Here is a 13,154-nt window from a genome sequence, read left to right as displayed (position 1 = left end):
CCCTCCCTCAAGGGGAGGGTTCCAGAAAAGAAAAAGCCGGCAATCGAGGGATTGCCGGCTGCCAAAGATCTCGGGCGCCCCACGCATCCTCCGCGGCTGAACCCTCCCCTTGAGGGAGGGTCGAAAGCGCGGAGCGCTTTCGGGGAGGGGGCCTGCGAGTCCATATCTCAAGGCAAGATGCCCCTCTCCCTGAGGGAGAGGGGCTTCCAAAAGGCCCGCGCCTTACTTCTTCCAGCCGGTGAACGGCGTCTCGGAGACGGGGCTGAGCGGCGGCTTGCCGTCGAGCCAGGCGGTCAGGTTGTCGATGACGCGTTGGCCCATGGCGTCGCGCGTGAAGACCGAGGCCGAGCCGACATGCGGCAGCAGCACGGCGTTTTCGAGCGCGATCAACTCGGCAGGAACCTGCGGCTCCTTCTCGAACACGTCGAGGCCGGCGGCGGCGATCCGCTTTTCCTGCAGCGCCTTGATCAGCTCCGCCTCGTCGACGACGGTGCCGCGGCCGATATTGATCAGCACGCCGCGAGGGCCCAGCGCGTCGAGCACCGCGCGGTTGATGACCTTCTCGGTCGAGGCGCCGCCGGGCAGGACGCTCAGCAGCGTGTCGACGGCCCCGGCCATCTCGGTCAGATCGGCGTAGTACTTGTAGGAGACGTCCTCGGCCGGGCGGCGGTTGTGATAGACGACCGGGACGCCGAAGGCTTCGAGGCGGTGGGCGATGGCCTTGCCGATGCGGCCGAGGCCGACAATGCCGACCGTGCGGTCGCGCAGCGAGCCGCTGAGCGGGTAATTGGCGGTCGGCCACTTGCCGGCGCGCAGATAGCGCTCCGAGGCGGACAACTCGCGCACCGTCATCAGCAGCAGGCCGAGCGCGGTGTCGGCGACTTCCTCGGTCAGCACGTCCGGCGTGTTGGTGACGATGACGCCCTTGGTGGCCGCGTGCTTCGCATCGACCAGGTCATAGCCGACGCCGAAGCTCGCCACGATCTCGAGCGCCGGCAGCCTGTCGATCAGCGCGGCGTCGACGGCGCCGCCCACGGCGACCGCCTGGATGCGGGGCGCGACTTCGGCGAGCAGGGCGGCCGGGTCCTTGGCGTCATAGAGGCGATGCACGGTGAACTTGGCGTCGAGGGCATCGTTGACGTTCTGTTGCATGCGCCCGGGCATGAGAAGTTCGGGCCGAGACATGAGGGCTCCTTGCGGCTGGCTGTGCGCGAACCCGGTTGGCGCAGCGCCGGCACCGGATTCGTGTGATCGGTAACATGATTTCGGCGATCGATCCCGGCTCATCTGTGCCAATGATCCGATCGGGTGGTGTTTCCTCGCGGGACTGGCGGTGGTTTGCCTTGTCCTGAACCGGTTTCGCACTCTAATCTGCGAATGAAATCAAATGCAAACACCCAGGGAGGGGTTGTCGTCATGACAAATCGCACCGTCGGCTTTATCGGGCTTGGATTCATGGGCGAGGGGATGGCGACCAACCTGGTCACCAAGGGCAACCCGCTTCTGGTCATGGCCAATCGTCGTCGCGAGGCGGTCGAGCGACTGCTGGCGCTCGGCGCGCATGAGGTGGCGACCCCTGCCGACATGGCGCGCGGCGCCGACGTGATCTTTCTCTGCGTGACCGGCTCGCGCGATGTCGAGCAGGTTATCGAAGGCAAGGACGGCATCCTGGCCGGCGCGCGCAAGGGGCTGATCGTCATCGATTGCTCGACCGCCGAGCCGACCTCGACGCTGCGCCTCTCGGGCCGCATGGAAGCGCAGGGCGTGACGCTGGTCGATGCGCCGCTGGGCGGCACGCCGGCCGGGGCCGCCGCCGGCAAGCTGCAGGCGCTGGTCGGCGCCAGCGACGAGGTGTTCGCCTCGATCCAGCCGCTGATCGCCTGCTGGGCGGCGACGATCGTGCATGTCGGCCCGGTCGGCGCCGGCCACAAGATGAAGCTGATCAACAACTTCCTCTCGCTCGGCTATGCCGCGCTTTATTCCGAGGCGCTGGCCGTCGGCCAGAAGGTCGGCATCACCCCGGACACGTTCCATTCGGTGATCAGCAAGGGCCGCATGCATTGCGGCTTCTACGACACCTTCATGAACTACGTCATCGACGGCAACGAGAACGCCCATCCCTTCACCATCTCCAACGCCTACAAGGATCTGCGCTATCTCGCGTCGATGGCGGATTCGGCCGGCGCGGTGAACACGCTGGGCGATGCGGTGAAGAACAATTTCGCCGCCATGGCCGCCTCCGGCCAGGCCGAGAAGTTCGTGCCGATGCTGGCCGACTTCATCGCCGCGCAGAACGGCACGAAACTGAAGGGGTGATCGGCTCCTTTTTCCTTCGTGAAGGCGCGGGCTGCCGGAAGGCAGCCCACCGTCTCCGCCTGCCTTGATGCTTTAGGCCGCGGGGCAGCTCGCCAAACATCTGGGTATTCCAGGCCCATCGACCGGCTCCGCCATCATCCTGAGGTGCTTCGCGCGAGCGAAGCCTCGAAGGAGGCTCCAGCGGGGCATTGCGGCTTGCAGACGAACTCAGGCAAAATCCGCCCCGCGATCTAAATCGGGCGTTCCCTGGATCCTCCTTCGAGGCCCGGCTTCGCCGGGCACCTCAGGATGATGGTCGTGTTTTGGGAATGACCTCCCGGGCGAATTACTTGGCGGGGGCTACACCCGCGAATGCTTCGCGAAACTTCGCGGGCGAAAAGAGCGTAGAATGGTTGGGCCCGGAAAAGGGGCGGCCGTTTCGACCGCGTGCCGGGCCGGCGGAGTCCGGCCATGTCTGCGATCTCGGAAGAAGGCGTCCCACGACGCCAGCTGATCTATCGCCACCGTCTCGTGGTCCGGGTCACCCACTGGATCAACGTGCTCTGCATCACCGTGCTGCTGATGAGCGGGATGCAGATCTTCAACGCCCATCCGGCCCTCTATCTGGGCCAGCGCTCGCATTTCGACAGCCCGGTGCTGGCGATGCGGCAGGCGCCCGATACCGACGACAACCCCGTCGGCGTCACCACCATCCTCGGCCATGACTTCACCACCACCGGCGTGCTGGGCGTGTCGCGCGAAAATGGCGCCTCCGTCGAGCGCGGTTTCCCGAGCTGGGCGACGCTGCCGAGCTTCCAGGATCTCGCCACCGGACGACGCTGGCACTTCTTCTTCGCCTGGCTGTTCGTCGCCAATGGCCTCGTCTACCTGGCCTGGAGCCTGGCGTCCGGCCATCTGCGCGAACTGGTGCCAAACCGCGACCAGCTCCGCCATATCGGCGCGTCGATCTGGGAGCACATGCGGCTGAAATTCCCGAGAGGGGACGAGGCGCGTCACTACAACGTGTTGCAGAAGCTCGCCTATTTCGGCATCGCGCTGGTCGTGCTGCCGCTGCTGGTCCTGGCCGGCCTCGCCATGTCGCCCGGCATCGACGCAGCCTTTCCCTGGCTCGTCGATATCCTCGGAGGCCGGCAGACGGCGCGCACGATCCACTTCGTCTGCGCCACGCTGGTGGTGCTGTTCATCCTCGTCCACCTCGCCATGGTGCTGATCTCGGGCGTCTTCAACAATCTGCGCTCGATGATCACCGGCAATTACGTCATCCAGCCCGAGGAGAAATCCGATGCGCGTTGATAAGGGCTTCGACCGCCGCGGTTTCCTCAAGCGCGCCTTCGTGCTTGGCGGGACGCTGGTGCTCGCCGGCTGCGACCAGCTTTCCAGCGCCGACTGGTTCCGCCGCATGCTGTTCCGGGCGGAAAGCCTGACCCGCACGACCCAGCGCGCCATCCTCGGCCCCAACGACATGGCGCGCGAATATAGCGAGGCGGACATCTCGCCCGACTTCAAGCCGAATGGCAGCATCGACCCGCAGGACGAGGACTATCTCGCGCTGTCAGCCAATGGCTTCCAGGATTGGCGCCTGAAGGTCGGCGGGCTGGTCGAGCGGCCGATGGAATGGTCGCTGGCGGATCTGCGCGCCATGCCGTCGCGCACCCAGATCACCCGGCATGACTGCGTCGAGGGCTGGAGCTGCATCGGCAAGTGGAAGGGCGTGCCGCTGAAGGCGCTGCTCGACCAGGTCGGGCTGAAGCCGGAAGCGCGCTACATCGTCTTCTATTGCGCCGACACGCTGGAGCAGACCCTGGCCGGCGGCGCCAAATACTACGAGAGCCTCGGCTTGCCGGATGCCGAGCACGCCCAGACCATCCTGGCCTACGAGATGAACGGCGGGACCCTGCCGGTCGCGCATGGCGCGCCGCTGCGGCTGCGGGTCGAGCGCCAGCTCGGCTACAAGATGGCGAAATACGTCATGCGCATCGAGGCGGTGGCCGATTTCTCCGCGATCGATGGCGGCCAGGGCGGTTTCTGGGAAGATCGCGGCTACGAATGGTATGCCGGGATCTGAACCGGCCGGCCGGATGACGGCGCTGGTCGATCGTGACAGAGTGAAGGGCGTTCCCTGGATCAATGTCGGGTGCCGTCATGACGATCAGCCAGCTCCTCAATCTCGATGCGGATGTCGCCATCGTCACGGGGGCCGCGGCGGGCATCGGCCGTGCCATCGCGATGACCTTCGCCGAAGCCGGCGCCGCGGTCGTGGTCACCGACCTGAGGCCGGAAGGCGCGATCGAGGTAGCCGACGCGATTGTCGCGAAGGGCGGCCGGGCGATCGGCATCGAATGCAACGTCACCGCCGAGGCGCATCTGGCGCGCGCCGTCGAGCAGGCGGTGTCGCAATTCGGCAAACTGACGATCCTCGTCAACAATGCCGGCGGCGGCGGACCCAAGCCGTTCGACATGCCGATGAAGGATTTTCGCTGGGCGTATGAGCTGAACGTCTTTGCGCTGTTCCGCCTGATGCAGCTGGCCGCGCCGCATATGGAGCAGGCCGGCGGCGGCGCGGTGCTCAACATCTCGTCCATGTCGGGCGAGAACAAGAACCAGCGCATGGCCTCCTACGGTTCGTCCAAGGCGGCGGTCAACCATCTGACCCGCAACGCCGCCTTCGACCTCGGCCCGAAGAACATCCGCGTCAATGCCATCGCCCCGGGGGCGATCAAGACTGATGCGTTGAAGAGCGTGCTGACGCCGGAGATCGAGGCGGCGATGCTGAAGCACACGCCGCTCGGGCGGCTCGGCGAGCCCTCCGATATCGCCAATGCGGCGCTGTTCCTCTGCTCGCCGGCGGCGGCGTGGATCAGCGGCCAGGTGCTGACGGTCTCGGGCGGCGGCGTGCAGGAGCTCGACTGACCGGCTAGAGCGTTTTCGAGCGAAGTGAGTACCGGTTCGCGTGAAGAAAACGCGATCTCACAAGGAGTTAGAGCCTTTCACCGCTTCAGGGTAACGGTGAAAGGCCCTAGGCGCGTCCGCGCCGCGACGGCCGCAGCACGATGCGGGCGGTGCTGTTGACCACGATCGTCCCGACGACGGTGAAGACCGTGAGGCACAGGAAGGCGCCGAACAGGCCGAGGCGGTCGCCGAGGAAGCCCAGCGCCAGCACCGGCAGCGCGTTGGCGAGATAGCCGGTGATGTAGAAGGTCGAGACCCAGGTGGCCCGCCGGTCGGGCGGGGCGATTCGGTTGACCACGCCGGCGGCGCCGACAAAGGCCGCGCCATAACCGATGCCGCTGCCCAGCGTGCCGAGCACGAACAGCAGCGGCGACGTGGTCCAGATGGCGAAGGCGCAGGCGAGGATTGCCAGCGCGATCAGAGTCGTGCCGAGCACCATGGCCTTGTTGGAATCGAGCCGCTGGCTGGCGAGCTGGCTGATGCCGGCGACGAGCTGGAAGGCGGCGACGATGACGCCGGATGCCGCCTGGCTGTTCACCTTCAGCAGTTCATGCACGAAGGTGACGCCGAGCCCGGCGAAGGTCGAGCCGACGGCCCAGGCGATGATCAGCGCCCCCGCCGCCACTGTAAAGGCGGCGTAGCGGCCGGTCGGGACGACGTTCGCGGCGACCCTCTGCCGCGTCTCGACGATGCGCGACGCCGGCTGCCAGGAGGCGGTGACGAGGCCCAGGATGGCGATCAGTGCCAGGGCGGCGATCAGGATGAAGGGCAGATGAAGCGGCCAGGCGTCGAAATGGAGCGCGGCCGAGCTGATGACCGGCCCAAGCGCGCAGCCGCCGGTGAAGACGGCCGTGGCGAGCACGGCATTGGCGCGCGCGTCCGCCTTGGGGTCGAGCTCGATCAGGGCGGCGTTGGCGATCCCGGTCAGGCCGCCAGTGCCGGCGCCGGCCAGCAGTCTTCCGATCAGCAGGGTGGCCAGATTGCCGGCCGAGGCGAAGATCAGCGCGCCGGCGATCACGATGCCGAGCGAGACGATGATCAGCAGCCGCCGGTCGGGCAGGCGATCGGAGAGCCGTCCCAGCACGACCAGCGCGGCGAGCGTGCCGAAGGCGTAGATGGCGAAGATGAAGGCGACGGTGAACGCGTCCAGCGACCACATTACCCGGTAGCTCGTATAGAGCGGCGACGCGGCGGTGCTGTTCAGCAGCGCGACCATGATGGCGAGGGCGACGAAGAAGCGCGCCTGTCGGTTGGCGGGAAGGGCCATGGGGTATCCGGGGAGAGGACGGTCTGCAGCCGCGCGCGGGAAGGGCGCGGAAAGGCGATGTTCGGGCGATGCGGTTCGCTGTCTTAGCGCGTTTTCGGGCGGGCGGCTGCGGCCTTTCTGCCGCGCCGGGCAAGAAGCGGCGTTCAGCCGTCGAGCACGTCGACCGGCTCCTGCCGCTTCGGCGCCTTTACCCGCTCGCGGTAGAGTAGGTAGAGACCGCTGGCGATGATGATGCTGGCGCCGACGAGGGTGCGCGGCGCCGGTACGTCGTTGAAGACGAGATAACCGAGCAGGATCATCCAGATCAGGCCCGTGTACATGAAGGGCGCGAGCACGGGCACGGCGGTCTGCTTGTGGGCATGGACCAGGCACCAGTGGCCGGCGAAGGCCAGGGCCCCGGTCAGGAACATGCAGACCCCGACCAGCAGCGTCGGCGGCGCAACGATCATGGGAACGGCGACGGGCGACAGCACCAGGGCGGGAATCAGGCCCGAATAGAGCAGCAGCCCGGCGCTGCTGTCGGTCCGGGTGAGCAACCGGGTCGAGAGGATGTAGAACGCGTTCGACGAGGCGGCGGCGAGCGACAGGAACATCGCCGGCTTCAGCGATCCGAAGCCTGGCATGGTGATCACCAGCACCCCCACGAAGCCGACCAGGATCGCCGCCCAGCGGCGTGGCCCTGCCCATTCTCCGAGCAGCGGACCCGCGAGCGCCGCCGTGATGAAGGGCGCCGAGAAACCGATCGACATGGTCTGGTCGAGCTGAAGTTCATGGACGGCGAGGAAATTGAAGACCGTCGAGCCGGCCAGGAACATGCCGCGCAGGAACTGCATCCCCGGCCGGCGCGTCTTGTAGAGCGCGATGGCGCGCCATGGCTGGAACACCAGCACCGCAAGCACGATCTGGACGACGAAGCGCAGCCAGACCACCTCCATCACCGGCACGAACTGGCCCGCATATTTGGCGCAGGCATCGGTGCCGGCGAACAGAAACATGGCGAGGGAATACATGGCGATGCCGCGCAAGCGCAGCGTGGCCTCCGCATCGGCGGTCGGCAACGGGGAAGACATCCGGGCTCCGGGAAGTCGGTCGGGGGAGGATGCCCGGGAAAGGGCAGGCGCTATCGGCGATCGGGCCTTGCCCAATCAAGCAGATTGCGCCGCCGGGCTCAAGCCACCGTTTCGGCGTTCTCCGGCGCGATATCGGTCGCGTCCGGCTTTGATTCCGTCTCCGGCTCGGCTTCCGGCTCGTCGATTGCGTCGTCCTCGCCGTCCTCGGGGATGGCCGAGAGGTTGCGCTCGATCTGGCGCAGCAGCTTGCGCAGGCGCTTGACGTCCTTGTCGTCGAGACCGGCGAGCGCTTCCTTTTCCAGCCGCTTCCAGCCCTTGTCGATGTCGACGATGGCGTCGCGGCCCTGCTGCGTCAGATAGACATGCGCCTGGCGACCGTCGCCCTTGGAGGCCTTGCGCTCCACGTAACCCTGGGCGGCGAGGCGGCTCACCATCTTGGTGACGGTGGGCGGCTGCACGGCCAGCGATTGCGCCAGCTGGCTCATCGAGAGGCCATCCTGCTCGGAAAGCGTCTTCAGAACGCTGTCCTGGCCGGGATGGAGCCCGATCCGCGCGAGATGACTACCTGAACGCCCACGCGCGGCACGCGCTGTCTGGGCGAGGCGGAAGGTGATCGTTTTGCGGTGATTGAAGGCCATGCGGTTCCCCATAACGGGTCAACGTGTCGGGTTGATGACACGGCAAACGAAATCGCCAGAAACTCAACGCTGCAGGCGCAGGCCGACCGTGACGGTGGTGGTCGGATAGTCTCCGCCCGGCTGGGCACTCTTGTAGTATTCCTGCGAGAAACGCCCGACAAGCCAGGCGGCGCGATTGATTTTCCACGTCACCCCGAAGCCGGCTTCATAGGTGATGTCGGCGGCGTTGATGCCCTGGTAGTCCTGGTATTGGTAGCCGAGGTCGGCCTCGAGCGTCAGGTTGCGGCGCAGCGCATGCTGGGCCTTCAGTCCGACATCGTACACAATCGAGCCGGCCGAGCTCGAATCCGTCGTCGGATCGACATAGGTCGCGGCACGGAGCGTGAAATTGGTCAGCTCCGTCGGCGCCCACAGCACATTGCCGTCGATGGTCATGGCGTTGAGCGGCTTGAACGCGTTGTCGTCATAGCGCTCGCGATGCCAGCCGATGGCGAGTTCGCCCCGGAGCACCGGATCGGCAGAATAGGCGATGCCGCCGCGCAGCGTCACGCCCTGGCTGGCGCGGCTGAAGCCGTTCGGATCGATCTTCTGGCGGAAGCTGCGGTCGGAGACCTCGGCCTCGACGAAGGGCGTGAGGACCGGCGTCACCTCGTAGCCGACGCGGGCGGCGGCGCTCGCCAGCGTGTTGTCGCGATAGCCCTGCGGGATGGTGACGTCGCCGGCCTTGCCGTCTTCATAGCCGGAATAGGCGATGTTGCTGCGCAACTGCAGGACCGTGCGGCCGAGCGTGCCATCCAGCGTCACCCCGGCCGCATAGGTGTTGATCCCCGGCGGATTGTCGACGCCAGCCGGATAATCGAGGTTGGAAAGCGACTGCGTCTCGTAATTATAGGCGGCCCGCAGCCGCAGCGCCCAGTCGCGCGGCAGGTCGATGCGGGCATTGGCCTCGGCATCCACGGTCGGCTTCGGCGCGACGGAGGTGTCGGTGAAATAGTCGTAGGTGCCGTGGAACTTGAAGTCGAGCGCGTGCCGGCTCCAGTCCGACTTGACGATCAGGTCCGGCACCAGGGTCAGCAGCCCGGACGGTCCCCCCGTCGCGGAGCCCGCCGCGTTCGAGGTATAGCCGCCGCGCAGTTCGATCGAGGGCAGCACGGTGAAGCTGCCCATGCGGATGCCAAGCGGATCGTAGCTGGAGGCATCGAGCGCATCGGCGGTGCGGTTGCGCGGCCGGGCCGGCTCGTCCTCCTCGGCGATGATGGGCGCGATGCGCTCGGTGCGCACGGCGCGGCCGGTCGGCGGCGGCTCGTTATTGCCCGTGCCGGGCGTCTCGGTGGGCAGGGTGAGGTCGACGGCGGCCTGTCCGTCGCTGCCGCGCAGGCTGCCGAAGGCGTCGGTGTCGTCGAGCAGATCGGCCGGCAGGGCCGCGTCCTGGGCCCGGGCAACCGTCGTCGATGCGAGCGCCGTGAAGAGCGCCGCCGACAGGATGAGCCGGACTGGAATCTGCATTGCCGCTTGCCGTGGCCTTCTGACGAAAACGGGTAGCGACCGGCGAGCCGGACACTATGGTTTCCGAACCGTAAACGGCCTTGGTTAAGAGAAGGTTGTCGCCGCCTCGCCGCCGCACAGCGTTTTCCGGCGGCGCGGGCCGGCGGGGCATGCTAAAAGCCCGCCAGAAAACGGATGCGGAGTGAACGATGCCGGTGGCGGGCAAGACAGGCGAACAACTGGCGAGCGTGGATATGGCGGGTCCGTCGGTCGCCTCGGCGCTCAGGACGCTGGAAAGCGAGCGCGCCGGCCTCGATGCCCTGGCCGCCGCCTTCGCCGGGCCGCTGGCCGCGCCCTTCGCCGACGTCGTCGACATGATCCGCGCCCATGGGGGCCGCGTCGTCGTCACCGGCGTCGGCAAGAGCGGCCATGTCGGCGTCAAGATCGCGGCGACGCTGGCTTCCACCGGCACGCCGGCCTTCTTCGTCCATGCCGCCGAGGCGAGCCATGGCGACCTCGGCATGGTTGGCCGCGACGACATCATTCTGGCGCTGTCCTGGTCGGGCGAGACGGCGGAACTGCGCGCCGTGGTCGAATATGCGAGCCGCTTCCGCACGCCGCTGATCGCCGTCACCTCCAATGCCGACAGCACGCTGGGCCGCCAGGCGAGCCACGTCCTGCTGCTGCCGCGCGCGGAAGAGGCCTGTCCGCATGGACTCGCGCCGACGACCTCGGCGGTGATGCAACTGGCGCTGGGCGATGCGCTCGCCATCGCCCTGCTCGAGACGCGCGGCTTCACGGCGCAGGATTTCCGCCTGTTCCATCCCGGCGGCAAGCTCGGCGCCAGCCTGCATTTCGTCCGCGACGTGATGCATAAGGGCGCGTCGATGCCGGTGGCTCATTCCGGCGCGCCGATGACGGAGGCGATCGTCACGATGACCGCCAAGGGGCTCGGCTGCCTCGGCGTGATCGATGGCGACGGCGCGCTGATCGGCATGATCACCGATGGCGACCTGCGCCGCCATATCGGGCCGGACCTGCTGGCGCGCAGCGTCGACCAGGTGATGACCCGCTCGCCGAAGACGATCCAGCCGGACATGCTGGTGGGCGCGGCGATCGACCGGCTGAACGCCGCCAAGATCACCGTGCTGTTCGTGGTCGAGGGCGACCGGCCCGTCGGCGTGCTGCACATGCACGACCTGCTGCGGATCGGCGTGGCCTGAGAAAGGGCCCCTCACCCCAGCCCGGTCCGTTTGCGGGAGAGGGCAGGGTGAAGGACTTGCGTTGGCGCCTTCGGATCAGAGCCCCTTGGCTTGCTGCGCGAAGCCGAAGGTGTCGAACGAATTCTCGGCAACCCGGAACGTCTGGTAGATCTGGTCGCGGAAGATCTTCCAGGGCTCGTAGATCGCCTTGAAGCTCGGGTGATCGGCCGACAGTTCGCCATAGAGCTCGAACGCCGCCTTGTAGGCGGCCTCCAGCAGGTCGCTCGGGAAGGGACGCAATTGCACGCCCTTGTCGATCAGATTGCGGATGGCGGTATTGTTGCGCACGTCGAAGCGGGCGAGCATGTCGTGCGAGGCCTGCGCGGCGGCGGTTCGAAGCGCCACCCTGTAGCTCTCCGGCAGCGCTTCGAAGGCGGGGCGGTTCACCAGGAGATGGATGGACGGCCCGCCCTCCCACCAGCCGGGATAGTAGTAATAGGGCGCGACCTTGTAGAAGCCGAACTTCTCGTCCTCATGCGGTCCGCCCCACTCGGCCGCGTCGATCGTGCCGTCCGCGAGGGCGGAGTAGATCGCCTCGGGCGCGAGCTGCTGCGGCTCCACGCCAAGTCGGGCGAGTACGGTGCCGCCGAGGCCGGCGATCCGCATCTTCAGGCCGGCGATCTCCGGCAGGCTGCGGATTTCCCTGCGGTACCAGCCGCCCATCTGCGCGCCGGTGTTGCCCACGACGAAGGAGACCAGGTCGTGTTGGGCATAGAAGGCGTCGAGCAGTTGCTGGCCGCCGCCATCGGTGATCCATGCGTTCTGCATCCGGGCATTGAGGCCGAAGGGCAAGGCGGTGCCTATCGCGAAGGCAGGGTCGAGGTCCATGTAGTAGTAGGAGCAGGTCTGGTGGGCCTGGATCGTCCCGTTTCGCACGGCGTCTAGCGTTTCGGGGCTTGGCGCATAGTCGCCGGCCGCCGCGATCTCGATGCGGAACCGGCCGCCGGTCAGCGCCGCGATCGAGCGGGCCATCGCCTCGGTAGTGCCATGAATGGTTTCGAGCGAGGCGGGAAAGCTCGATTGCAGCTGCCAGGATATGGCGGGGGGAACCGATGCAATGGCAGGGGCGGCGAGCGCCGGGGCGGCACCGCCTGCCACGGCCACGCCGGGCGCAAGGACGGCGTTGCGCAGGAAGGAGCGTCGGTCCGGTCGGTTCGGAGACATATCCGTACCTCCTGGTTGGTTCGGGGCAGCCAATGCGGTCGCGACGCCAGCCTCTCGGCGGCCGTCTCGGCCCAGGCAGCCGGCATCCGGGGGAATGCCTCTATCGGGGGGCTGGGTCCTTAACCGGCAGAGTTGGCGAAAAGACGGCTATTTTTGTCATCTTCCGGTGTAAAAGGGGCGAAATGCCTCCCAGCAAGCGATCTGTATCATGATGGAACCAAAGAATGCCTCGCCTCTCGTGGCCGTTGCGGCCGATGTGCGCGAGTTCGAGGGCTATCGCTGGCACGCCGCCTCGGAGACCTATGTGAAGGCGGTCCTGACCGGTGCCGGTGGTATTCCGGTGATCGTGCCGTCGCTCGGCGACGCGCTCGACATCGAGGCGCTGCTGGCGCGCGTCGACGGTGTGCTGGTCACCGGCAGCCGCTCCAATGTCCATCCCTCGCTCTATGGCGAAAGCGCCGATCCCCGTACAGAGCCCTATGACGCGGCCCGCGATTCCACCACGCTGCCGCTGATCCGCGCCGCGATCCGGCATGGCGTGCCCTTGCTCGCCATCTGCCGCGGCCAGCAGGAACTGAACGTCGCGCTGGGGGGCACGCTGATCTCCGAAGTGCAGGATCTTCCCGGCCGTGACGATCACCGTGCGCCGGTCTCCGAGGTTCAGGCCGAGCGCTTCGCGATCCGCCACCCGGTCCGGATCGTGGCCGATGGCTGTTTCGCACGCATCGTCGAGCGCGACGAAATCGAGGTGAACTCGCTGCATCGGCAGGCGATCGGCGAGTTGGCGGAAGGGCTGGTCGTCGAGGCGGTGGCGGCGGACGGCACGATCGAGGCGGTCAGCGTTCGCGACGCGCCGGGCTTCGCCGTCGGCGTCCAATGGCATCCGGAATATTGGGTGGCGACCGACGCGCCCTCCGCCCGCCTGTTCCGCGCCTTCGGCGAGGCGATGCGGGCGCGCCTGGCCTCGCGCGGTCGCCTGGCGGCGGCGGAGTAGGGAGAAGGC

12 protein-coding genes are annotated in these 13,154 nt (G+C 67.2%); 6 read left to right on the top strand and 6 right to left on the bottom strand.

Features of this window, described 5'->3' with window-relative positions:
- Nucleotides 1–222: 222 nt before the first annotated feature.
- Nucleotides 223–1,185: a 2-hydroxyacid dehydrogenase gene (locus tag OSH10_RS04280; RefSeq protein WP_266330305.1), complete on the bottom strand. Its 963-nt coding sequence runs from the start codon at nucleotides 1,183–1,185 to the stop codon at nucleotides 223–225.
- A gap of 231 nt (nucleotides 1,186–1,416) precedes the next feature.
- Here OSH10_RS04280 and OSH10_RS04275 point away from each other — a divergent pair, with 231 nt between their 5' ends.
- From OSH10_RS04275 to hdhA, 4 genes are all read left to right on the top strand, one after another.
- Entirely contained in the window at nucleotides 1,417–2,316 is a 900-nt protein-coding gene (locus OSH10_RS04275; RefSeq protein ID WP_266330304.1) for an NAD(P)-dependent oxidoreductase, read from the top strand.
- 450 nt (nucleotides 2,317–2,766) lie between these two features.
- On the top strand, nucleotides 2,767–3,609 hold the full coding sequence (locus OSH10_RS04270; RefSeq protein WP_266330303.1) for a cytochrome b/b6 domain-containing protein: 843 nt from the start codon (nucleotides 2,767–2,769) through the stop codon (nucleotides 3,607–3,609).
- Nucleotides 3,599–4,381 (top strand): molybdopterin-binding protein, encoded by a 783-nt coding sequence (locus OSH10_RS04265; RefSeq protein WP_266330301.1) that lies wholly within the window; start codon nucleotides 3,599–3,601, stop codon nucleotides 4,379–4,381. The genes OSH10_RS04270 and OSH10_RS04265 overlap by 11 nt, the downstream gene beginning before the upstream one ends.
- Before the next feature lie 77 nt (nucleotides 4,382–4,458).
- Nucleotides 4,459–5,226, top strand: a complete 768-nt coding sequence (hdhA, locus tag OSH10_RS04260; RefSeq protein ID WP_266330300.1) for a 7-alpha-hydroxysteroid dehydrogenase — start codon at nucleotides 4,459–4,461, stop codon at nucleotides 5,224–5,226.
- Nucleotides 5,227–5,332: 106 nt separating this feature from the next.
- Here hdhA and OSH10_RS04255 read toward each other — a convergent pair whose 3' ends face one another.
- The 4 genes from OSH10_RS04255 to OSH10_RS04240 all read right to left on the bottom strand — a co-directional run bounded on the left by OSH10_RS04255 (nucleotide 5,333) and on the right by OSH10_RS04240 (nucleotide 9,746).
- Complete coding sequence (locus OSH10_RS04255) at nucleotides 5,333–6,532, bottom strand: MFS transporter (protein WP_266330299.1); 1,200 nt, start codon at nucleotides 6,530–6,532, stop codon at nucleotides 5,333–5,335.
- A 143-nt stretch (nucleotides 6,533–6,675) separates the two neighbouring features.
- Entirely contained in the window at nucleotides 6,676–7,602 is a 927-nt protein-coding gene (locus OSH10_RS04250; protein ID WP_266330298.1) for a DMT family transporter, read from the bottom strand.
- A gap of 98 nt (nucleotides 7,603–7,700) precedes the next feature.
- Complete coding sequence (locus OSH10_RS04245) at nucleotides 7,701–8,240, bottom strand: MarR family winged helix-turn-helix transcriptional regulator (RefSeq protein ID WP_266330297.1); 540 nt, start codon at nucleotides 8,238–8,240, stop codon at nucleotides 7,701–7,703.
- 63 nt (nucleotides 8,241–8,303) lie between these two features.
- Nucleotides 8,304–9,746: an outer membrane beta-barrel protein gene (locus OSH10_RS04240; protein ID WP_266330296.1), complete on the bottom strand. Its 1,443-nt coding sequence runs from the start codon at nucleotides 9,744–9,746 to the stop codon at nucleotides 8,304–8,306.
- 188 nt (nucleotides 9,747–9,934) lie between these two features.
- Between OSH10_RS04240 and OSH10_RS04235 the strand changes: the two genes are divergently transcribed.
- Nucleotides 9,935–10,948 (top strand): KpsF/GutQ family sugar-phosphate isomerase, encoded by a 1,014-nt coding sequence (locus tag OSH10_RS04235; RefSeq protein ID WP_266330295.1) that lies wholly within the window; start codon nucleotides 9,935–9,937, stop codon nucleotides 10,946–10,948.
- 75 nt (nucleotides 10,949–11,023) lie between these two features.
- Here OSH10_RS04235 and OSH10_RS04230 read toward each other — a convergent pair whose 3' ends face one another.
- Complete coding sequence (locus tag OSH10_RS04230; RefSeq protein WP_266330294.1) at nucleotides 11,024–12,151, bottom strand: TRAP transporter substrate-binding protein; 1,128 nt, start codon at nucleotides 12,149–12,151, stop codon at nucleotides 11,024–11,026.
- A gap of 208 nt (nucleotides 12,152–12,359) precedes the next feature.
- Here OSH10_RS04230 and OSH10_RS04225 point away from each other — a divergent pair, with 208 nt between their 5' ends.
- Nucleotides 12,360–13,145, top strand: a complete 786-nt coding sequence (locus tag OSH10_RS04225; protein WP_407660658.1) for a gamma-glutamyl-gamma-aminobutyrate hydrolase family protein — start codon at nucleotides 12,360–12,362, stop codon at nucleotides 13,143–13,145.
- Nucleotides 13,146–13,154: the final 9 nt, after the last annotated feature.

The sequence above is a fragment of the Kaistia defluvii genome, from assembly GCF_026343955.1.
GTDB classification, from domain to species: domain Bacteria; phylum Pseudomonadota; class Alphaproteobacteria; order Rhizobiales; family Kaistiaceae; genus Kaistia; species Kaistia defluvii.
Note: the sequence above shows the minus strand (reverse complement) of the source record. Positions and strands in the feature narration are given on the sequence as shown.

What these genes read in the sequence shown, in the direction of transcription:
- OSH10_RS04280 (WP_266330305.1), bottom strand. Translation starts at nt 1,185, where the DNA reads ATGTCTCGGCCCGAACTTCTCATGCCCGGGCGCATGCAACAGAACGTC.
- OSH10_RS04270 (WP_266330303.1), top strand. Translation starts at nt 2,767, where the DNA reads ATGTCTGCGATCTCGGAAGAAGGCGTCCCACGACGCCAGCTGATCTAT.
- OSH10_RS04245 (WP_266330297.1), bottom strand. Translation starts at nt 8,240, where the DNA reads ATGGCCTTCAATCACCGCAAAACGATCACCTTCCGCCTCGCCCAGACA.
- OSH10_RS04250 (WP_266330298.1), bottom strand. Translation starts at nt 7,602, where the DNA reads ATGTCTTCCCCGTTGCCGACCGCCGATGCGGAGGCCACGCTGCGCTTG.
- OSH10_RS04240 (WP_266330296.1), bottom strand. Translation starts at nt 9,746, where the DNA reads ATGCAGATTCCAGTCCGGCTCATCCTGTCGGCGGCGCTCTTCACGGCG.
- OSH10_RS04255 (WP_266330299.1), bottom strand. Translation starts at nt 6,532, where the DNA reads ATGGCCCTTCCCGCCAACCGACAGGCGCGCTTCTTCGTCGCCCTCGCC.
- OSH10_RS04235 (WP_266330295.1), top strand. Translation starts at nt 9,935, where the DNA reads ATGCCGGTGGCGGGCAAGACAGGCGAACAACTGGCGAGCGTGGATATG.
- OSH10_RS04230 (WP_266330294.1), bottom strand. Translation starts at nt 12,151, where the DNA reads ATGTCTCCGAACCGACCGGACCGACGCTCCTTCCTGCGCAACGCCGTC.
- hdhA (WP_266330300.1), top strand. Translation starts at nt 4,459, where the DNA reads ATGACGATCAGCCAGCTCCTCAATCTCGATGCGGATGTCGCCATCGTC.
- OSH10_RS04225 (WP_407660658.1), top strand. Translation starts at nt 12,360, where the DNA reads ATGATGGAACCAAAGAATGCCTCGCCTCTCGTGGCCGTTGCGGCCGAT.
- OSH10_RS04275 (WP_266330304.1), top strand. Translation starts at nt 1,417, where the DNA reads ATGACAAATCGCACCGTCGGCTTTATCGGGCTTGGATTCATGGGCGAG.
- OSH10_RS04265 (WP_266330301.1), top strand. Translation starts at nt 3,599, where the DNA reads ATGCGCGTTGATAAGGGCTTCGACCGCCGCGGTTTCCTCAAGCGCGCC.